Here is a 19,124-nt window from a genome sequence, read left to right on the forward strand (position 1 = left end):
CAATAAGCTGGCTTGCCTTATTTATGTTAAACTAAATAAATGGAACTTTAAAGAGGTGATTACTGATGCGAGTAGTAGACAATATCGCTGACTTAATTGGACAGACGCCAATGGTCCGTTTAAACAAGCTGGCTGATGGTAAAGGCGCATCTGTCTATTTGAAATTAGAAATGAATAACCCGAGCGGCAGCGTGAAAGACCGTGCTGCCTTTTCAATGATTATTCAAGCAGAAAAGGATGGCCATCTGCAACCTGGTTCCACCATTATTGAGCCAACGAGTGGAAATACTGGTATTGGCCTGGCTATGAACGCTGCAGCTCGCGGCTATCGTGCTATTCTCGTTATGCCTGATACAATGAGCCAAGAACGGATCAATTTACTAAAAGCGTACGGTGCTGAAGTTGTGTTAACTGAAGGCGATAAAAAAATGCCTGGCGCAATCGAAAAAGCCAAAGAGCTTGCCGAAAGCATTCCTGGTTCTTTTATGCCAATGCAGTTTGAAAACGAAGCAAACCCTAATGCCCACCGCCGTACCACTGCCTTAGAAATAAAAAAAGACTTAGATGCAATTGGCGCTACACTTTCAGGATTTGTCGCAGCCTCTGGCACTGGCGGTACGATCACCGGCACAGGGGAGGTGCTTAAGACCTATTACCCTGATGCTCTTATTCATGTAGTGGAGCCGGCTGGATCGCCTGTTTTGTCTGGTGGCAAGCCGGGCCCGCATAAGCTTGTTGGTACTAGCCCTGGGTTTGTACCGCCAATCCTAAATACAGCTATTTATGATCAAATTAGGCGGATCGAAGATGAAGATGCGTACAAGACAGCAAAAGATTTGGCACGGCTTGAAGGTATTCTTGTCGGCCCTTCTTCTGGAGCGGCTTGCTTTGCGGCACTGGAAATGGCCAAGACGCTTCACAAAGACGATCACGTCGTTGCCATCGCATGCGATACCGGCGAGCGCTATTTGTCGACCGACCTGTATCAATCCGAATAGAGGATCATTATCAACTAGAGTGTTCACCAATTTCTTGAATTTAATCAGTAGATACAGCTGACTTGTGGTACACTTCATGTTGTTGCGCCTGCTTAGGATAACCAAAAAGACTGCCCATAAGGTCATGTAACAGACCTTATGGGACAGCCCCTCTTCCTGAATCGCGTTTTTTCACAGATTAGGCCAGACTTGTGATGACAGGTATCCAAATTTCACTTCGAAACGTTGGCGAGGACAAATCCTTGCTTTCATTCCATAGCATCTCTGGCCCTCTTGCCAACTCGTAGCTAGCAGAAGGAAACCACTCCGAGTAAATACGCCCCCAGACGTTCTGCAACGTATCTGGAAAGGGGCCGACCGCTTCAAATACAGCCCAAGTACTTTTTGAAACCTCCAACTTCGTCCAGTGCTCGGGGCACTCCTTGTTGGTTGCCACGCCGATATAGTGATCAAGCAATCCCTTTTCCTCCATGCGCTCCTCCGAAAAATTCACTGAGGCTTGAACCAGCCCCTGCGGTTCCATATTCGAAAGGGCTTTGAGCTGGGCGATATCTTCTGGTGTTAAGCTGCCCCACATGGATTCGATTTCCGAATTGACACCGTGAAATTGGATAGGCACCCTTTTTGTAATACCGACGATTCGAAATGCTTCCTTCTCTACGATACGATAATGCATGACGCTTCCTCCCTGAATGGTTAATTGGAAAGTCATACGTGGATAAGCCTTTAAGGAATGACCAATGGACTTTGCCAGTGAGGGTGACATCCCATGCAATGCTTGAAAGGCTCTGGAAAAGGCGTCCGCTGAGCTGTAGCCATACTTGACCGCCACATCCATCACTCTTGAATCGCTAGTCTGAAGCTCAAATGCAGCCAGTGTCAGGCGTCTACGGCGGATGTACTCAGATAACGGAATCGCGGCAAGAAATGAAAACATTCTGGAAAAATGATAGTCGGAACAACATGCTTGCCTAGCAGCCTCCTTCAAGTCAAGATCCTCAGCAAGATGATCTTCAATGTATTGCATAGCCCTGTTCAAATTCGCTAGCCAATCCACATGAACAACCTCCCTTCAGGTACAGAATAACAAGGTTCTGAAGCAAACTTCCGACTTCTATTGCACCGTTTTGTAGGGGTGCCCGGAAACTTGCCGTTTATTTGTGGTCACCAATCGCTCCATTAACGAACTTAAAAAACTTATACTACACCCATATATCTTTCATTTGAGCCTCCCCACTAACCCGAAATGAGGAGCATTCTATGCTGCAACGAAGAAAACGGGGAAATGAAGGACTTGAAGTGTCTGCCATCGGGCTCGGCACAATGAGGATGCCTGACAACGATGAATCGGTGCGGACGATTCAGGGAGTGGAGTACTCGATATCGGCGTGACGATGTTTGATACGGCTGACCTGTACGGGACCGATTCCAGCTTGGGCGGTTTGGCGAAAATGAGCCTTGTTGGTCCCTTAAAGTCCAGCGCAATGAGGCCGTTAGTGCAAGCAAATTCGGACTCACGCATGGACAAGGCCTTAAAGGAGATCCCGCCTACATTAAGAAATCGGTGGATGCCAGCCTCTACAGCCTGGGGCTGGATTACATTGGTCTCTATTATTAGCATCGCCCCGACCCCAATACTCCCATCGAAGAAACGGCCGGCACTTATGGCTGACCTCGTCTAGCCTAACTTCTGGCACAAGGCGAGCAGCTCGTGTCGATTCCGGGAACTAAACGATTGAACCGAGTACAAGAGAACTTTGGCGTGCTGAAAGTGAAGGGAACGGCTGACGATCTGGCAGAGATGGAACGCATATCTCCTAAGGGCGTGGCCGCAGGCGGCCGCTTCGGTGCCTTCTCATAAAGCTCTTTTTAATAGTAGATAGCAGCGTACGGGTGATCCTCCGTGCGGCTTAACAAGGAAAGAAGCAAAAATTGCCGCTATTGATGCCGCGCTTGCCGATCTTCCCGCAAAATAGAGTAGACGGCAATGTCGATGAACCGGCCTTTTTCGAATTCATGCTGCCGAAGCTTGCCTTCGTACTGGAAGCCAAGCTTGATGAGCAGATGGCCCGAGGCTACGTTGTCCGGAATAATTTTGGCTTCGATCCGGTTGATGCCAAGATCGCGGAAACCGAAATCGATCACCGCTTCGGCAACTTCAGTCATGATGCCTTGCCCCCAATAACGCTTTGCTAGGTCGTACCCAAGCTCGATGCGCCGGTGCTCTGGCTCATAGTTTAAGTATCCGCATGTGCCGATAACGGTGCCGGACGACGGATCCTCAATGCCCCATCTGATTCCGGTTCCTTCGGCGAAAATGTTTGTGCACCATTCGACAGCCCCCATGCCGTCTTCGATGGTAACGTACGGTTCAAGCGGTGTGTATCGCACGACCTCCTCGTCCGCATACAGCGCCGTCATGTCGCCGGCGTCGCTGCGCTCAATCGGCCGCAGCACGAAGCGGGCGGTCGTTATTGTGGGCATCTCAGTTAACGGAAATGACATTTCTTTACTCCTCCTCCAAAACGATGCTCGTTCTTATAACGAGCCCCTCTCCCGATGATATATTTAAGGCTTTGCAAAGCTGAACAACTTATTGTTGGTGCAAATGGAAGTCACGTATGTCAGCCCAGAACTTGTCGTTATAAAAGGGAGAGCTCCCTATTTCTTATTCTCACTGTTTATATTCACTAGCATGTCAGGCGCGTTTTTTTCGTAGTGTGCCAACCGTTCGGCAAGTGTACCAGTATGGACTTCTAACAAATGGCCATCAGGATCGCGGAAATAAATGGATTTCCCTTCCGTCTCCACTTGCCGATCCCTTCCAGGGAGAATATGGGCTCCTGCTTCCAGTAAACGAGCATAAAAAGCGTCTAGCGCCGACTCCTCAATCGAGAAAGCAATATGAGTATACGACTGCTTGATTTCACTTCTATCAATGTCTTGTTGCAAGTTAAGTGCAAGCCAAATGCCGCCAATGGTAAAATAGGCTGTTTTTTCTCCTAAGACAAGAGGCTCTTCCATAAAGACATGTTTATAAAAAGAAACCGCTTTATCCATGTTGCTTACTGAAAATGTCATGTGGTTAATCCCGTTTACCATAAAATTTCCCCTTTTCACTTTGTAAATGTTCGGGTTTTACACTTTTTTCATCGTCTTTACAGTGTAAATGTCCAAGAATTTACATGATTTCTTCTTTGCGCTTTTGCTTGTTTTCGTGTACACTAGAAGTATCCCAAATTGCAACTACATTTGCAAACGGGAAGATGCACGAAAACATAGGACCATCGCCTCACCTGACGCCCCTATGCGACGAATCTCGGTTCTGCCAGACGCGCTCATGCATAGGATAGCTATAAGGTATAGGAGACGAAGACGAAGAAGGAGTGGTTTTTTGCAAACTTCAACTGATCGTATGCTGACTCGAATTAAGTCCATCTACTTGTACATCAAACAGAAGGGAACTGTCACGACGAATGAATTAGTTGAAGAGTTCGGCATCACACAGCGTACTGTGCAGCGAGATTTAAATGTATTGGAGTACAATAATTTAGTCACAAGTTCTGCCAGGGGTAAATGGAAAGCAACTAGTAAAAAAACAAAAGTGTCATAATATGAGGGAAAAAGCCTTTGAAACCGTGATTTCAAAGGCTTTTCTTTTTGCTATATGGGGTTTTTGCCAGCTGTATTTCTGCTGGTGTTAGCTCACGATAACCGCCTTTTGGCAAGCTTGCGTCAAGCAACAAACTGCCAATCCGTACTCGTTCCAGTCTAATGACTTTTTTACCAACTGCTGCAAACATGCGTTTCACTTGGTGGTATTTCCCTTCTGTCAGTTCTAGGGATATCGCAGACACAGGACCTGATTCTTCAATTCCTAGGTGCGCCGGCTTTGTACAGTAGCCGTCATCAAGAACGACACCGTTTTTGAACGCTTCGACGTCTGCCTGTGTCACTCTTCCTTCAACTAGAGCGCGATACTCTTTGGCAACATGTTTTTTCGGCGCCATTAGCTCATGGCAAAAGGCCCCGTCTGTCGTTAATAACAACAATCCGGTTGTATCTTTATCTAACCTTCCGACCGCAAAAGGCCTCATATGACCCCATTCATTTTTCACTAAATCGAGAACCGTTGGCTCCCTCGCATCTTCTGTCGCTGTCACGACGCCTGCTGGTTTGTAGAGCATTAAATAAAGTTCAGCTTGGTAGCAGACAGGGTTGCCATCATAGCAAACAGATTGCCGCTCTGGCTGCACGTGCTGCTTCCCATCTTTGACAACAACACCGTCAACTTCGACCACCCCTTGTTTGAGTGCTTTTTTCACTTCATTCCTCGTGCCATAACCGGCATTGGCCAGCATTTTATCAAGCCTCATTGAAAAAGCCCCCTCACTTTAAGAAAAAGCTGAAACGACGTGGTTTCAGCTAAATGTGTCTTCACTTGTAAACATGTAATTTTTCGTACGATAATGGACATTTAGAACGATGCCAACGGCCATCATATTGGTCAGCAATGCACTTCCGCCATAGCTAATGAATGGCAAGGCAAGTCCCGTAATCGGCATAAGGCCAATCGTCATGGCAATGTTTTGAAACACTTGAAAAACGAGCAAGCCAACAACGCCCGCTACTAAATAAGAACCATAGAGGTTGTTGCATGTCAGCGAAATCATAATCATGCGGTAAAACAACAAAAAGTAAATAACAAGCAAAACCATTGCCCCTAAAAAGCCGAATTCCTCGCCAATTACCGTAAACACAAAGTCCGTATGAATCTCAGGAATCACATCGCTTTGCGTCTGCATGCCTTCCATAAAACCAGCGCCAAACAATTGGCCTGAACCAATCCCAAGAATCGCCTGGTTTAATTGATAGCCAATCCCACTCGTGTCGCTGTCTGGATCAAGCCAGCCATAAATCCGGTCAAGCTGGTGAGGCTCAATCAAATATTCGCTAAAAAACTCAAAATGAGCTTCATGCATGTACACGAGAAAGGTAACACCTACAATCGCTATTCCAACAAGCGACAGCAAAATCCGCCAACGTATGCCTGACATTAACAACATCGTCGCAATTACGGAACCAATTACGAGCGCTGTTCCGAGGTCAGGTTGTTTTAGAATAAGGAGAAACGGCGGTAGGCTGACGAGCAATATTTTTCCAAGCACGACCATATCTTCTTTGAAAGTCCGCTTTTGCTTATCCTTTGTCAGCTTGTATAATAAATGGGCAAGTGCCAATATAAGGAAAATCTTCATAAACTCGGATGGTTGAATACCAAAAATCCAGCGTTGGGCGCCGTTCCGTTCGACTCCAAAAAACTCGACGGCCAAAAGCAAAACCATCCCTATTGCATAAACAGGAATGGAGAAGTTTCGAAACAAGTCAAAGTCAACCAACATCACGGCGACAATAACGACCGCACCAATACCGTACCATATTAATTGTCTAACGACGAAATAAGTGGGGTCATCGGAAAAATACTGCCCCGCTCCGCTGTAAATTGCTACTAAGCTGACGCACATAAGCAAAAACAGCAGAAACAACAGCGTATAATCAATCCCCGTATGTTTTCGTTCCATTGATAGCCTCCATCTATGCTGATAGCGATTCGCCTGAAGCTTGTTTGCGCGCTTGTCTCATGTTTGTTTGATGGATGTTCGCCAAAATCGCGATCGCCACAAGAGTAATGAGCAACGATGTCCCCCCGTATGATACAAGAGGCAATGTGATGCCTGTAATCGGAAGCATGCCGGAGACAGCTCCGACATTAAAAACAATTTGGATCGCAAGCTGAAACACAATTCCAAAGGCAAGCAAGCTGCCAAACGGATTTTTGCATTTGGCGCCAATCGATATCCCGCGAAACAAAATGATTGCATAACAGCCAAATATAAACACAAGACCAAGTAGCCCCAACTCTTCAGAAATGACCGCTAAAATAAAATCGGTATGTCCTTCTGGAAGCATCCGCATTTTTTGCAGGCTTTGCCCTAGCCCAAGGCCGGTAACGCCGCCATTTGAAATGGCCAAATAGCCGTTAATAAGCTGAAAGCCGCTGTCATCCGGGCTTGCAAACGGATTGACAAAAGACGTAAGGCGCTCAAGCCGATACGGTTCAAAAACCGCTAGCGCAGCAAATACCGTAGCGCCCACTAACCCAAGGCCAAATAAATGCTTCCATCTTGCTCCTGATACGAACACCATAAGAATAGCTGTCATCAATATCGACGTGCCTGTCCCAAGGTCAGGTTGGCGCATAATGAGGGCAAACGCAACGCCGACAATAATAAGCGGCGGCAAAATGCCCCTGACAAAGTCATTGATATAGGCTTGTTTTTGCGAGTACACTTGGGCAAGATAAATCGCCATTCCGATTTTAACAAACTCCGAAGGCTGCAAATTCATTGGTCCGATGCGAATCCACCGTGTCGCACCGACTTCACTACCTCCACCGATCACTAATACAAGCACAAGCAAACAGAGCGCTATGACCACAATGGCAGGCGTTAATTTTTTATAATGTCGGTATTGAAAATGCATCACAAACAAAAACACTGCCATGGCAAGGACAAGCCAAACCGCTTGTCTCGTTACATAGTAATATGGATTCGGCGTTTCCAAAAAATAACCTTCCACATAACTAGCGCTGTATACCATTAACAAGCCAAACAATGTCAGTGCAACAGTTGCTCCAATCAATACCCAATCATTGTCTTTGCGAAAGGAATAGTTCACTTTAGTCCTCCTATGGGCCTTTTAAACGTGGCAGCGGCCCGCGCAAAAGCTTACGCTGAAGGCATGAGTCAAACCGCCCATTAAATCGGAATAAACTTGCTTCATTATATCAAAGCTTGTCCCCATGAAAAAGAGGGTTTTCTTATAAACAAATGTCGAAAATCATCTAGTTTATGGGAAAGTTGCGGAACAAGTCCTGCTCCTTGCCGATAAACAAGCTTTGCCGCTGCTTTGGTCAGCCAAGACTAAATTGAAACAGATCCATTTAATCTGTAAAAAAGCAGTTGTCTTTTTCCACAGTCACTGCTTTTTTATATGATTGCACAACTAGCTCCTTTACAATTTAAACCGCTCCCCAAGCACTTTTCCAGCCAAATGGGAACGGATAGCCAAATAGAAGTAAACAAGTAAGCCAACGCCTACGCTAACAAGTAAGACAATAAACGTCGTCACACGGGACAACTCTGGAAGTAAAGCTGCAAGCCCATTGTCAAATACCCATACAGCAACTCCCATAATAGCGGCAAATATAAAGATAAGCACCGTTCTCCGATAAATATACGTATAGTCGAACTTAGCAAATCGACCGATAAAATAAACATTTAAGGCAATGCCTACCCCGAAACCAATATAGGTTGTCCAAATGGCTCCATACGGACCGAACCATTTTAAGAATACATAAGTAAGCCCTAGTTTTAAAACAAGCCCAATGACAAGCGACAAAACGGCATTCCTTTGCCGATCCATTCCTTGCAAAATCGAACCAGTTACGGCATAAATAGAAAAAAACAACGTCGCCGGCGCATAAAAACCTAGCGTTTTCGCTCCTAGCTCCAAATTGGTGCCACCGAATAGGGCGAAATAAATCGGCTCTGCTAAAACGGACATACCAATTGCCGCCGGGATGCCGATAAATAAAATCACTTGGTACGTTTGCGTAATATAGCTTTGTAAGAGCTTATTGTCTTGATTGACGTATGCTTTTGTAATCGTCGGCACTAACGTAATCGATAATGCCGTTGCCAGCGCCATTGGGATAAGGACAATTTTATGGGCTACTCCTGTTAAGGCGCCGACAAACGCTTTCGCTTGGCTGGCATACTCTGTCCCAGAAAGCGCCCCCTCAATGGAATATAAATCAACAGCCTGGAAAAAAGGAATCGCCAAGCCGACAAAAGAAAGGGGCAATGCATATGAAATGAGTTCCTTATACATGCTCGGAAGCGTTTGTCTTTCTTTGGCAGGGTGGCTTTGTACACGTGCCAAAATCGTAGGACGCTGTTTGAAATAAAAATAAAGCAAAGTAGCCATTCCGCCAATCCCGCCTACAAATGCGCCAAACGTCGCAAAACCGACCGCGCGCGGCAGATTGCCGCTGCCGATAGACATGACAGCAAACGAAGCCGCTAAAATAAAGACAACGCGGACAAGCTGCTCAACGACTTGCGAAACGGATGTTGGCACCATTTGTTGAAACCCTTGTAAATAGCCGCGCACAATCGCCATCATTGGAATAATAAGCAGCGCAAAACTAACCATGCGAATCACATAGACAACGTTATCAAACGTATACTGATCTGTTTCACTAGGTTGATAGCTAAGTGACGCAAGGGCAGGAGCGCCTAAAAACATGACTAGAAATGCAAGAAGGCCCGTAACGGCCATAAACCAGATTCCTGACTTGAACAAGCGGTGCGCTGTTTCATAATCGCCTAGGGCGTGGTACTTTGAAACATACTTAGACATGGCAACAGGCACGCCAAGCGTAGATAATGTAAGTAAAATCGAATACGGTGTGTAGCCATTTTGATATAGGGCATTCCCTTGCAAACCGACAAGTGCGGTAAAAGGGATGACATAAACAAAACCAATCAATTTTGACGTTAGCGTCGCCACGGTCAATACTTTCGTTCCTTGCATGAGCTTTGAAGCAGCCATGACTTCCCCCGTTTCTACATCCTTCACATTTCATTCGTACGTTATTTCGACACGCCTCAAGACGAGGCGATCTCTTTCGCATTTTAGCATAGATTAACAAGAATTGCTTCTCTTTATAAAAACGATCGAAAAAGTTCTATCCTGCGCAGCCTAAAAACAGCCACCCTTTGGGGTGGCTGTTTTTACTTGTTCTATTACGCTATTCCTGTGAGAGGTATGTGTGTGCCGGCAAGCCTGCACTTTCTACTCTGCCCGGCAAATACACTGCCTCCTTCAGGCTCCCCTTGCTTGTTAGCTGTTGTTACATACAACGTCCTATAGTCTTCACCACCAAATGCACAGGAAGTTACATTCGTTGCTGGCACAACGACCTCCTCAAGTACATTCCCGTTATCAGGATCTGCACAAATCACTTTACCAGCTCCATACAAAGCAATCCACAAATAGCCGTTTTCATCAATTGCCATTCCGTCTGGACGGCCATTATAAGATCGATAAGGAATGTCAATCATTCGTGGTTCGGAAATTTGCCCTGTCTGTTCATCGAAATGGTAAGCTGTCGTGCGCGCACTCGCAGTTTCATTGTGGTAAAGCAGCCCCTTCTCTTCGTCCCACGCAAGCCCGTTTGAAATGGCAAGCCCGGAAATCACTTTGCTTATTTGGCCGTTATGGTCAAGGCAATAAAGGGCGCCAATCGGCGAATGGCAGTCAAACGCCATCGTTCCTGCCCATAACCTTCCAGCAGGATCGCATTTTGCATCATTAAAACGGAGCTGCTTCCCCCCTTGCGGCAAGAGGAAATAAGGCGTCAGCCGTTCTTCCTCATATAAGTATAGGCCATCCCCCATTGCAAGGACGAAACCGCCGCCAGCCTTTTTGACAACAGCTGACAGATGTTGTGCAAACGAAAGCTGTTGATCGTCATTTGTCTTAGGGTTAAAGCGATGAAGCTTATAACCATCAATATCTACCCAGTAGAGAACTTGCTCTCCTTCATCCCATAAAGGGCCTTCTCCAAGAGCCGCCTTGCCGTTCCATACGGTTTCTGCCAGAATCATAGTCAGCCCTCCATGACTTGGACAACAAATGACCGGTTTGCACGTGGTCCATCAAATTCACAAAAATAAATGCCTTGCCATGTGCCTAGCACAAGACGACCATCGTCAATTAAAACCGTTTGGGACGGCCCTACAGTTGACGTTTTCAAGTGAGCCGCCGTATTTCCTTCCATGTGGCGGTCATGTGGGTGTTCCCACGGGAAAACTTCATCAAGGCGGCGCAAAAAATCGACTACGACATCTGGATCAGCATTTTCATTGACGGTAATGCCAGCCGTTGTATGCAATGACTGGACGATAGCCATGCCTGAATGGACACCGCTTGCTTTGACAGCCGCTTCAACTTGGGCAGTAATGTCGATCATGTCACTATGTTTGCTTGTATCAATTGTATAACGGTTCATGTGACCCACCTCTCCTTTTCTCAGCTCATTCCCTTCTAGTTTGCTACTTAATCAGGAGAACTTCGATTGAAACAGAATCTTATACGACTGCTTACACTTTAGCGAGCAGCCACTCAGCGGTTTGCAAACCATTTCCCAAAGGAGCACTAAAGCAAGCGAACCATAACGGTTACGCTTGCTTAGACTGTAGCCAACAGGCTCATTCCCCTTCTTTCCTAAGCTGACAATTGTTTTCTAGTCTGAGTGATCTGCTTTAGTGGCTACGCAAATACTGATTCGCAATGGCCAAAAACATTTCGCCAATATGGAAAAGTGCCCGTTCATCAAAATCAAAACGAGGGTGGTGATGAGGAAATTGCGTCCGTTCTTCTTCCGTCCGGCCGCCAACGTGGAAAAAGCACCCAGGCTTTTCTTCTAAGTAATAGGCAAAATCCTCGCCCCCAAGTGCCGCTGGCAACATTAATACATTACCTTCCCCAAAAACCTCTTTTGCCAAGTCGCGAATTAATTCTGTTTCTTTTTCGGCATTTACAAGCGGCGGATAGCCATTTAAATAATCAATCGTGCAAGTGACATGGCCGCCATGCTCCTTCCCAGAAACAATCGCCCGAATTTCTTCTTCTATGAAAGCGCGCGTTTCTTCTTGAAAGGTGCGGACTGTTCCTTCAATTCGCGCCGTATCTGCAATTACGTTGAACGCTGTGCCTGCTTGGAAGACGCCAACTGTGACAACGGCCGTATCCATAGGATTGATGCGGCGGCTAACAATGGTTTGCAAATCATTGACAAGCTGGCTGCCAATCACAATTGAATCAATCGTCGAATGAGGATGGGCGCCGTGCCCGCCTTTTCCTTGTATATTCACAGTAAATGCATCAACTGCTGCCATAACTGCTCCAGGGCTTGCATTTATTTGCCCAAGTGGAATTTGCGAGGACACATGGGCGCCAAATACGGCATCAACCCCTTCTAAACAGCCGTCAGCAATCATTTCACGGGCACCACCAGGAGGTTTTTCCTCAGCGTGCTGGAACAGAAACACGATTGTACCGCATAGCTCCTCTACTTGGTTAAACAACGTTGCCGCAACACCTAACAAAGCCGCTGTGTGGCCATCATGCCCGCAAGCGTGCATAACGCCTGGCTTCGTCGATGCATAAGAGACATCATTTTCTTCATGAATCGGCAACGCGTCAAAATCAGCACGAAAAGCGATTGTCGGTCCCGGCTTTTTGCCGTGGAGCTTTGCTACCACACCGCGACCGCCTACCTGTTTACGTATATCCGTAAATCCAATTTCCTTTAATTTCTGTACGATAAAAGCAGGCGTTTCCACTTCCTCAAACGATAACTCTGGGTTTGCATGAAGATGCCTGCGCCATTCGATGACTTGTGCTTGTAACGTTTCTAATTTCTTCGTTGCGATTCCTTCCATTGCTTTCCACTCCAATCTCCAGATCTGTCCATCCTTTACTTCGCCTTAAAAACAGTTACCTCCTGCTTGTTTTGCCCTTTTGTTTTCTATTTTTTTGTGTACAATGGTAAGAGTGAAAAAAGTGAGGATGAAATGAATGGACAACTACGATGTAATCATAGTCGGCGGCGGCCCCTCTGGCCTGATGGCTTCTGTCGCTGCCGCTCAACAAGGGGTGCGCGTCCTCTTGCTCGATAAAGGCAACAAACTCGGTCGCAAACTTGCGATTTCAGGCGGGGGACGCTGCAATGTCACCAACCGGATGGAAAGGAAACAGTTGATTGAAAACATTCCAGGGAATGGCCGCTTTATGCATAGTCCATTCGCTGTATTTGACAATGAATCGATTATTGCTTTTTTTGAAGGCTTAGGAATTCGCTTAAAAGAAGAAGACAGAGGACGGATGTTTCCTGTTAACGATAAAGCACAAACTGTGGTCGACACACTGCTTGCACAAATCCGTAAACTTGATGTCACCATCCGTACGAATGCCCGAGTCGCCGACATTATCGTAGAAGACGGCCAGGCAGTTGGAGTGGCACTCGAAGACGGGCAACACATTGGCACAAAAGCGCTGATTATCGCTACTGGCGGCAAATCAGTGCCCCACACAGGATCTGCCGTATATCCTATAGGCACCAAAAACAACCTCCCACAATTCAGGGAGGCTATTTTATGTAAATATATTCCATAGTTTCTTTTACCCAGTTATTAAATTCTTGCAATGTTGACACTGGGGAAACAAACTCCGCAAACACAACGCTTTGATTGTGAACAATCAGTCTGCCTTCACCTTTCTCCACATTAAAATATTTAGACACTCTCTTATCCATAAAATATCCCCCTATTTTATTTTTTTACTTTGTGCTCACATTTAAATAGGAAATAACTTTTCATATGCAAATGTGAACACAAAGGCGTCGCTAGGACGCCCTCACGGTAAAGTTACAGTTATAAAATTTTATTATTTTCTGTAACTCTAGTCCGTTAAGAACCTTGAATTGGATTAGACGGGCCGCTTGTTGGCACTGTATTAATAGGTTCCGTTACGTATGGATTTGATGCGAAAAACAGAGTGGACAACGACAATGCGATCAATACTTTCTTTAGTGATTTCACCTAATTCACCCCCTTTCGGCAAACTGGTAAAACTCTCTTTCAAAAGCACGTTTAAAGAATGTTTTACCATCCCTTACAATTATAGCGTGTCCTTCAATGAAGTATGACATATCCTTGAATGCCATCCCTTTATATAACAATGTAAAAGGGTCTGTATCATCAAGTTTAGATAGCACTTCACAAGCCTTTTCCCTGTCCCCTCTAACCAATAATTGGTGAGCTAATTCACCATCTTTTAAATTCTCTAAGTCAACAATATCCCTATGATAGTTCTGCACAAACACAAGATCATTTTCTAAAAGATTTTGCGCATAATCGCTATAGCCAGCCAACTTAAACAATTTAGCAGCAGTCCTGATGTTCTGTAGGCTTTCTTCCTTCCAATCGTACATCTGTGCTTGTCCTCTAATTAAATGGGCGGATGCAACAAGAAAAGTTGGTGACACTTTATTTTTTATTACATATTCGGTATGTTCGAGTGCTGTTTCCACGTCATTCTTATAGTAAAGGACAGCGTTTGCATGTAAATTAAAAAAACGAATTTTAAAAGACTCTTTTATAAAGCCGTCCCTTAATTGCTTTATTTTCGTTTCTATTCTGTCGCACATCCTCAACAAAGATTTGTAATCCTTTGTATAGGTGCTCACTGCTTCTATAAGATCTATCTTGACTTTCACTTCATCTGAGGTGACTTTACCATATAAGTTTCGACAAGCGTCCATTACGTCATATGGACTCATAGTTTTGCGGCGTTTGTTAAGATCATACACCTCTAACCACTCGCGTATCTCACCTTTTTTATGCCCCGCGTGAAGAGCTAGCAAATTGCTAGTCAAATCATGCCTTTCGTAATTGGAAGCGTACTCTAAAGCGTTCATAATCCCTAAAGGCTTTTCCAACTTCAAACAGTAATTGTCCATAATCTCTAAATACTCACTTGCTGCCAAGTATCGAATTAAGGTAAGTACAGTCGAAAATTCCAGATCATTTTTCCCTTTGGCAGAAAGGAAACGCGATATGTATTCTTTTCGGATACCTGTAGCGTTGCTAACATCTATTTGTTGTAACTTTTTTTCGTTCATATATGTTTTTACAACATGATATAGATATTCGGCTGATTCTATAGTCGCTTTTACTACAACCATTTTTACCTCCCGAGTTACAGTTTTGAAATTTTTATTTTTTATGTAACTGAATATCAGAATAATAGTACTTTCTCTAAATATTAACTCAGTTAATGTTTATCTGCTATTGGGAAAATAGTACAACATATTCATAAATAAAATTGTCGAAATAAGTCGTAAACTACGCTCATTCGCTTACCTATGCTCACGAATGAGTTTTGTATTGGGCAAATTTGCCTACTGATGTCAGTATAGCACAGAACTTATGTTCGTAAAAGAGGTATTAAAAAAGAAAAATTTTCATTTTATTTTTATTAAAATTCTTGACTTTCCGTACTATCAATAGTACAATAAGGTTAGAACATAACAAGGAGGTGAACAAATGCTGGACACAATAGAGCAAATCGCCCGAATCCTTTTCTCCTTAGCCTCAACGGTTGCCATCGTAGTAGCGCTGAAGAGAAATGACTCGGACGATAACAAATGAGGGTTTTGGGGCATAGCCCCTCCCCTTGCTCTATATAATACAGCATAAGCGATGAAAAAGAAAACTCTCTATATCCTGTTGCTTATCCTCGTGTGGGCCTCGTTTATTTTTAAACAGCCTGTCTTGGATATTGCTGTCGCGCTTGGAGTAACCCTATTTATCTTTGACCAGCTAGGAGTGTTTAAACGTGGACGAGCCTAACAAGCCACATAAGCCACTATCTCAAACCGAACGAAATAAGCGCTGGCAAGAACAAAACAAAGACCGCGCCCGCTATCTTAGCGCTCGCTCAAGCGCTCGGAGCTTTATTCGTAATCGCGCCACTGCTGAGGACTTGGACGAACTAGAACAATTGATTGCCGAGCGACGCCAGCAACTTTAAGGCTATGCCTATGTGCATAAGCCTTTTTTCTTTTTGGTCTAAATTTCCACTAGTTCGAGAACGTACATTCGCATATAATACAAACAAACGTTCCTAAGAAAGGATGGTTGTTATGAAAAGCATGGATGATGTAAAAAATCAGTTTTGGCGCGGTAATCTCATGTGGGAAGAAAGAAGGATGATGCTGCCTGAGCATAAAGAAGCGTGGCTACAAATGCAAAAGGATGAAGATAAAGTCCCTCTGCATGGAGAATTGGACGAAGATCAATGGCGTGCGATTGGCGAGGTTGTCATGGACGCGCTAAATCATACATTAATCGTCCGTTTGACCTACTGGAATGACGGCTATTACATTGACCGCAATTGCTACATATACAAAGTAGATGACATTGGCAAGCGCGTGCGTATTGAGTACGGCCCAACCGATGACAGCATACGCGAATGGATAGATATGCGGGTCATCTATGATGTGCAACGCATCTAACTGATGGGTTGATTTTTAGGCTGCTGCATATAGACTTGAGCAAAACTAAATCCTGCCTTGAAATGGGCTTGAAATGGCATACTCTGTTTCTTACGGGTATGCTTTTTTGTAGTTGGTCTGTTAGTCGAGGACTGTTGGCGTAAAAGAGTAAAATATGATTTATCATATGACGGTAAGAATCATTAATGTGGGTTGGAACTTGATGTTTTGCTGCAAGGTGGGTGTGTATAGCAAACAGAAGCGTATAAGCCGTTGCGTTTCTATTCATATCAAACCTCCTTCATCCCTATTCGATAGATTAACCCCGCATCCTTTGTCTATATTTGTCAAACGATTAATCTAAAATAGCCCTTTACATGCGATAACGCACATGGTATATTATAGATAACAAAAACATGCGGTAACGCATATAAGAAAGGGATTGTAAAAATGCTAGAAAACATTATTGGTGTAGAAGAAGCTGGGGAAATTCTTGGATTATCCCCTGGCACGGTTAAAAATTATTGCAATGAAGGAAAACTGGTAGCTCAAAAAATAGGGAAGACATGGTTACTAGATAAAAATAACCTAAAATTAACATACAAAAAGACAATAAAAAGCTTAAATGATATTTACTACAACGGACTGACACTTTCATCAACATCGGGTATTCATGAAATTGAAGAAGGCTTTTACTTAGCGTTTTTCTCAAATGTACGACTATCACCTCAAGAATCAACAAGTCACTTTAAAGTTACTTGGGATTTAAAACCGCTCTTTGATCTCGCCAGGAAAGGCGAATATGAATGGGGCGTTCCCCATGCAGTGGAAGGGATAAGCAAAGAAGAGAAAGAGGATCTTCTTGAGTACATTTCGACATTAGAACCCTATGGCAGGAAAATTGATGTGCGTGAGAAAGAATTTACTATTTTAAATCTACCTACGCTGTTATGGGATACAGTATTCCGAGCATATGCAAAAGATGAAGAGGGAAACCATTACGAATTTTATTGGAATGTATGCAACCTAGAAAGCCCTTTCAAGATTGAAAAAACAAGTGACCCTAGTCTATATTGCAGAAAATGCTTACGCCACTGGTCAATTGACCGCCGATGCGTAGATGAAGCGGGCCATGATTATGCGCATAATGAGTAAAGAGGCTAATTATGACTAGACCAATCATACCCGGCGAGCGCTTCGGAAAGCTTACTGTTTTGAAAAAGGCGGATAAAGCTGGTAAATACAGATTTGCTAATGTTGAATGCGATTGTGGCGCTACACTTACTGTTAGGTTTGATCAGCTAACAGGAGGCAAAACCAAATCGTGCGGTTGTTTACAGAAGAAAAATGAAGTGGGAAAGCGTTATGGATACCTCTTGGTGTTAGAAGAATTGGTAGAACGAGCAAAAGACGGAAAGAAGCTCTATAGATGCGAATGCGATTGCGGGAATGTAATAACAACAAAAGGGGTTTACTTACGACGCGAGGAAACACTTTCTTGTGGTTGTTACAAAATTAAAAGCGTACAAGATGGTAAAGCCAAAGGAAAAATAGACAATACCAACCGCTATGCTTTAAATAAAAAAATGCAAAAAAACAATACCTCTGGTGTCACAGGCGTGAGCTACAGTAAAGCACTAGGTAGGTGGGTTGCATTTATTGGTATTAACAAACGAAAAATTAATTTAGGGGCATTTAAAAACAAAGAAGACGCTATTATGGCAAGATTAGAAGCAGAAGAAAAATACCATAAGCCTTATAAAAATGAAGAATAACCCTGCCGTAGCAGGGCTTTTTTATTTTCGCTGAAAAAAATTAAAAAAGTTATATAAAAAGTGTTTACAAAGTTATCTTTTATGCTATAATAAAAATAGATAACAAAGTTATCACTTATTAAAACTAAAGGGAGATGTTAAAATGATTATTAAAATCAATCAAGAGGAAATCGTTGAGGAAACTGCATTCGATGAGGCTATTGATAAGTTGGTAAGCCTCATGCACGATGGCACAATCGAAGAGTTCAAGGTCTATGATGTGGAGGACATCGACAACATTAATAATACTTATACCAAACACACTGTAGCCCTCTATGACAACGAAGATAAAGCAGGGGAACCAGTTAGAACTGTCACAATCGAAATATACGGAGAAGAAGATAACCAAACAATTGAAATTGATTTGGGGGAGTAATCCCCCTTCTGGTTGGCATGAAAGAATTTGCGCAAATACTAGGATGGGATAAAGCTCGCTTAAGTACGAAGTTTGCGCGCCAACGGGAAGGGAAAAAGGTACGTCCCCGCTTACCTGAGCCAATGCAAATCCTTGCCTCTACCCCCATTTGGACGGTAAGGCAAGCAGAAGCATACAAACGTAAGCTCGATAACCAGTAAAATGAGTAGCCCCGCCGAAACGGGGCCTTTTTTATTTACAGCAATGCCTTCCATGTAGCCTTTCCGGCAATGCCATCCACAGACAAGCCCTTCGCTTTTTGGAACGCCCGTACTGCCTTTTCTGTACCATCGCCGAAATGTCCGTCAAACGGCCCCGGATTTTGCCCTGCCATGTACAGTAGAGCTTGCAGGACGCGCGTTAGGTTACCTTTAGCTCCCTTGCGCACGTTGACAACGGCCGTATACGTTTTAGGTCCTGGAATGCCATCTACTATTAAACCCGCGTTAAACTGCTTATTTAACTCGTTTTGCAGAATTTTGACTAAAGCCTTGCGAGTTTCAGGACCTTTGAGTCCATCCACAACAACTTTGTAACCGTAGTTGCAGCACCATTCTTGAACTTTACGAATAAACGCATCACCAGTAGGATTTGAAGGTTTCGGCTCAGAAACTTTACCGCCGGACACCAAATTCCTAAGCTCGGTCATGCGGAAGTTTTTGCCCGGGCAGGCTGTAGATGCCAAAACATTATGCCCAATAATGTCTGAT

The 19,124-nt window shown here is 44.2% G+C and carries 23 protein-coding genes and 1 pseudogene; 10 read left to right on the top strand and 14 right to left on the bottom strand.

Features of this window, described 5'->3' with window-relative positions; all coding sequences use genetic code 11:
* Positions 1-65 precede the first annotated feature (65 nt).
* A complete protein-coding gene (gene cysK / locus N6H06_RS17925) occupies positions 66-998 on the top strand; it encodes a cysteine synthase A (protein WP_062749800.1) in 933 nt (310 codons plus the stop codon).
* Positions 999-1,176: 178 nt separating this feature from the next.
* Here cysK and N6H06_RS17930 read toward each other — a convergent pair whose 3' ends face one another.
* On the bottom strand, positions 1,177-2,055 hold the full coding sequence (locus N6H06_RS17930; RefSeq protein ID WP_263707614.1) for an AraC family transcriptional regulator: 879 nt from the start codon (positions 2,053-2,055) through the stop codon (positions 1,177-1,179).
* 203 nt (positions 2,056-2,258) lie between these two features.
* On the opposite strand from N6H06_RS17930, the gene N6H06_RS23090 reads away from it, so the two are divergent.
* Together N6H06_RS23090 and N6H06_RS23095 are read left to right on the top strand one after the other, a co-directional pair.
* A complete protein-coding gene (locus N6H06_RS23090) occupies positions 2,259-2,390 on the top strand; it encodes a hypothetical protein (RefSeq protein WP_318527583.1) in 132 nt (43 codons plus the stop codon).
* A gap of 343 nt (positions 2,391-2,733) precedes the next feature.
* Complete coding sequence (locus N6H06_RS23095; RefSeq protein WP_318527584.1) at positions 2,734-2,859, top strand: hypothetical protein; 126 nt, start codon at positions 2,734-2,736, stop codon at positions 2,857-2,859.
* A gap of 77 nt (positions 2,860-2,936) precedes the next feature.
* Here the strand turns inward: N6H06_RS23095 and N6H06_RS17940 are convergent, their stop codons facing one another.
* Together N6H06_RS17940 and fosB are read right to left on the bottom strand one after the other, a co-directional pair.
* Positions 2,937-3,503 (bottom strand): GNAT family N-acetyltransferase, encoded by a 567-nt coding sequence (locus tag N6H06_RS17940; RefSeq protein WP_263707615.1) that lies wholly within the window; start codon positions 3,501-3,503, stop codon positions 2,937-2,939.
* 156 nt (positions 3,504-3,659) lie between these two features.
* Positions 3,660-4,100, bottom strand: coding sequence for a metallothiol transferase FosB (fosB, locus tag N6H06_RS17945; protein WP_212954071.1), 441 nt, complete (start codon positions 4,098-4,100; stop codon positions 3,660-3,662).
* Positions 4,101-4,392: 292 nt separating this feature from the next.
* Between fosB and N6H06_RS17950 the strand changes: the two genes are divergently transcribed.
* Positions 4,393-4,611 (top strand): DeoR family transcriptional regulator, encoded by a 219-nt coding sequence (locus N6H06_RS17950; protein WP_011247639.1) that lies wholly within the window; start codon positions 4,393-4,395, stop codon positions 4,609-4,611.
* 31 nt (positions 4,612-4,642) lie between these two features.
* Here the strand turns inward: N6H06_RS17950 and N6H06_RS17955 are convergent, their stop codons facing one another.
* The 7 genes from N6H06_RS17955 to N6H06_RS17985 all read right to left on the bottom strand — a co-directional run bounded on the left by N6H06_RS17955 (position 4,643) and on the right by N6H06_RS17985 (position 12,571).
* Positions 4,643-5,374, bottom strand: coding sequence for a pseudouridine synthase (locus N6H06_RS17955; RefSeq protein ID WP_263707616.1), 732 nt, complete (start codon positions 5,372-5,374; stop codon positions 4,643-4,645).
* A 45-nt stretch (positions 5,375-5,419) separates the two neighbouring features.
* Positions 5,420-6,580 carry a rod shape-determining protein RodA gene (gene rodA / locus N6H06_RS17960; protein WP_062749806.1) on the bottom strand — a complete coding sequence of 387 codons (1,161 nt, stop codon included), beginning with the start codon at positions 6,578-6,580 and terminating at the stop codon, positions 5,420-5,422.
* A gap of 13 nt (positions 6,581-6,593) precedes the next feature.
* Complete coding sequence (ftsW, locus tag N6H06_RS17965) at positions 6,594-7,736, bottom strand: putative lipid II flippase FtsW (protein WP_062749807.1); 1,143 nt, start codon at positions 7,734-7,736, stop codon at positions 6,594-6,596.
* Positions 7,737-8,072: 336 nt separating this feature from the next.
* The gene (locus N6H06_RS17970; protein ID WP_062749808.1) at positions 8,073-9,674 is read right to left on the bottom strand and encodes a putative polysaccharide biosynthesis protein; all 1,602 of its coding nucleotides are present in this window, start codon (positions 9,672-9,674) and stop codon (positions 8,073-8,075) included.
* A gap of 194 nt (positions 9,675-9,868) precedes the next feature.
* On the bottom strand, positions 9,869-10,732 hold the full coding sequence (locus N6H06_RS17975) for an SMP-30/gluconolactonase/LRE family protein (protein ID WP_263707617.1): 864 nt from the start codon (positions 10,730-10,732) through the stop codon (positions 9,869-9,871).
* A gap of 2 nt (positions 10,733-10,734) precedes the next feature.
* A complete protein-coding gene (locus tag N6H06_RS17980; RefSeq protein WP_212954075.1) occupies positions 10,735-11,136 on the bottom strand; it encodes a secondary thiamine-phosphate synthase enzyme YjbQ in 402 nt (133 codons plus the stop codon).
* 253 nt (positions 11,137-11,389) lie between these two features.
* Complete coding sequence (locus tag N6H06_RS17985; protein WP_263707618.1) at positions 11,390-12,571, bottom strand: M20 metallopeptidase family protein; 1,182 nt, start codon at positions 12,569-12,571, stop codon at positions 11,390-11,392.
* Between the two features lie 136 nt (positions 12,572-12,707).
* Here N6H06_RS17985 and N6H06_RS17990 point away from each other — a divergent pair.
* Positions 12,708-13,229, top strand: a pseudogene (locus N6H06_RS17990) (aminoacetone oxidase family FAD-binding enzyme); the annotation flags it as partial.
* A gap of 49 nt (positions 13,230-13,278) precedes the next feature.
* On the opposite strand, the gene N6H06_RS17995 reads toward N6H06_RS17990, so the two are convergent.
* The 3 genes from N6H06_RS17995 to N6H06_RS18005 all read right to left on the bottom strand — a co-directional run bounded on the left by N6H06_RS17995 (position 13,279) and on the right by N6H06_RS18005 (position 14,874).
* On the bottom strand, positions 13,279-13,443 hold the full coding sequence (locus N6H06_RS17995; RefSeq protein ID WP_263707619.1) for a hypothetical protein: 165 nt from the start codon (positions 13,441-13,443) through the stop codon (positions 13,279-13,281).
* 154 nt (positions 13,444-13,597) lie between these two features.
* Complete coding sequence (locus tag N6H06_RS18000; RefSeq protein WP_263707620.1) at positions 13,598-13,729, bottom strand: hypothetical protein; 132 nt, start codon at positions 13,727-13,729, stop codon at positions 13,598-13,600.
* 5 nt (positions 13,730-13,734) lie between these two features.
* Positions 13,735-14,874, bottom strand: coding sequence for an AimR family lysis-lysogeny pheromone receptor (locus N6H06_RS18005; protein ID WP_263707621.1), 1,140 nt, complete (start codon positions 14,872-14,874; stop codon positions 13,735-13,737).
* A 653-nt stretch (positions 14,875-15,527) separates the two neighbouring features.
* On the opposite strand from N6H06_RS18005, the gene N6H06_RS18010 reads away from it, so the two are divergent.
* The 5 genes from N6H06_RS18010 (at position 15,528) to N6H06_RS18030 (ending at position 18,375) form a co-directional block, all read left to right on the top strand.
* Positions 15,528-15,722 (top strand): hypothetical protein, encoded by a 195-nt coding sequence (locus N6H06_RS18010; RefSeq protein WP_263707622.1) that lies wholly within the window; start codon positions 15,528-15,530, stop codon positions 15,720-15,722.
* A 112-nt stretch (positions 15,723-15,834) separates the two neighbouring features.
* Positions 15,835-16,206 carry a YolD-like family protein gene (locus N6H06_RS18015; RefSeq protein ID WP_263707623.1) on the top strand — a complete coding sequence of 124 codons (372 nt, stop codon included), beginning with the start codon at positions 15,835-15,837 and terminating at the stop codon, positions 16,204-16,206.
* Positions 16,207-16,635: 429 nt separating this feature from the next.
* The gene (locus tag N6H06_RS18020) at positions 16,636-17,340 is read left to right on the top strand and encodes a helix-turn-helix domain-containing protein (RefSeq protein WP_263707624.1); all 705 of its coding nucleotides are present in this window, start codon (positions 16,636-16,638) and stop codon (positions 17,338-17,340) included.
* Between the two features lie 11 nt (positions 17,341-17,351).
* On the top strand, positions 17,352-17,960 hold the full coding sequence (locus tag N6H06_RS18025) for an AP2 domain-containing protein (protein ID WP_263707625.1): 609 nt from the start codon (positions 17,352-17,354) through the stop codon (positions 17,958-17,960).
* Between the two features lie 142 nt (positions 17,961-18,102).
* Positions 18,103-18,375, top strand: coding sequence for a hypothetical protein (locus tag N6H06_RS18030; protein ID WP_263707626.1), 273 nt, complete (start codon positions 18,103-18,105; stop codon positions 18,373-18,375).
* A 235-nt stretch (positions 18,376-18,610) separates the two neighbouring features.
* Here the strand turns inward: N6H06_RS18030 and N6H06_RS18035 are convergent.
* Positions 18,611-19,124 (bottom strand): peptidoglycan-binding domain-containing protein (locus N6H06_RS18035; protein WP_263707627.1); only part of this gene is annotated, 514 nt, incomplete at its 5' end.

It is taken from the genome of Shouchella tritolerans, assembly GCF_025770735.1.
In the GTDB taxonomy this organism is placed as follows: domain Bacteria; phylum Bacillota; class Bacilli; order Bacillales; family Bacillaceae_D; genus Shouchella; species Shouchella tritolerans.

Coding starts and splice junctions, on each gene's coding strand:
- N6H06_RS18020 (WP_263707624.1), top strand. CDS start 16,636: ATGCTAGAAAACATTATTGGTGTAGAAGAAGCTGGGGAAATTCTTGGA.
- cysK (WP_062749800.1), top strand. CDS start 66: ATGCGAGTAGTAGACAATATCGCTGACTTAATTGGACAGACGCCAATG.
- N6H06_RS17995 (WP_263707619.1), bottom strand. CDS start 13,443: ATGGATAAGAGAGTGTCTAAATATTTTAATGTGGAGAAAGGTGAAGGC.
- N6H06_RS17955 (WP_263707616.1), bottom strand. CDS start 5,374: ATGAGGCTTGATAAAATGCTGGCCAATGCCGGTTATGGCACGAGGAAT.
- N6H06_RS17970 (WP_062749808.1), bottom strand. CDS start 9,674: ATGGCTGCTTCAAAGCTCATGCAAGGAACGAAAGTATTGACCGTGGCG.
- N6H06_RS18005 (WP_263707621.1), bottom strand. CDS start 14,874: ATGGTTGTAGTAAAAGCGACTATAGAATCAGCCGAATATCTATATCAT.
- rodA (WP_062749806.1), bottom strand. CDS start 6,580: ATGGAACGAAAACATACGGGGATTGATTATACGCTGTTGTTTCTGCTG.
- N6H06_RS17985 (WP_263707618.1), bottom strand. CDS start 12,571: ATGGAAGGAATCGCAACGAAGAAATTAGAAACGTTACAAGCACAAGTC.
- N6H06_RS18025 (WP_263707625.1), top strand. CDS start 17,352: ATGACTAGACCAATCATACCCGGCGAGCGCTTCGGAAAGCTTACTGTT.
- N6H06_RS17940 (WP_263707615.1), bottom strand. CDS start 3,503: ATGTCATTTCCGTTAACTGAGATGCCCACAATAACGACCGCCCGCTTC.
- fosB (WP_212954071.1), bottom strand. CDS start 4,100: ATGGTAAACGGGATTAACCACATGACATTTTCAGTAAGCAACATGGAT.
- N6H06_RS18015 (WP_263707623.1), top strand. CDS start 15,835: ATGAAAAGCATGGATGATGTAAAAAATCAGTTTTGGCGCGGTAATCTC.
- N6H06_RS17975 (WP_263707617.1), bottom strand. CDS start 10,732: ATGATTCTGGCAGAAACCGTATGGAACGGCAAGGCGGCTCTTGGAGAA.
- N6H06_RS23090 (WP_318527583.1), top strand. CDS start 2,259: ATGCTGCAACGAAGAAAACGGGGAAATGAAGGACTTGAAGTGTCTGCC.
- N6H06_RS18030 (WP_263707626.1), top strand. CDS start 18,103: ATGATTATTAAAATCAATCAAGAGGAAATCGTTGAGGAAACTGCATTC.
- N6H06_RS17980 (WP_212954075.1), bottom strand. CDS start 11,136: ATGAACCGTTATACAATTGATACAAGCAAACATAGTGACATGATCGAC.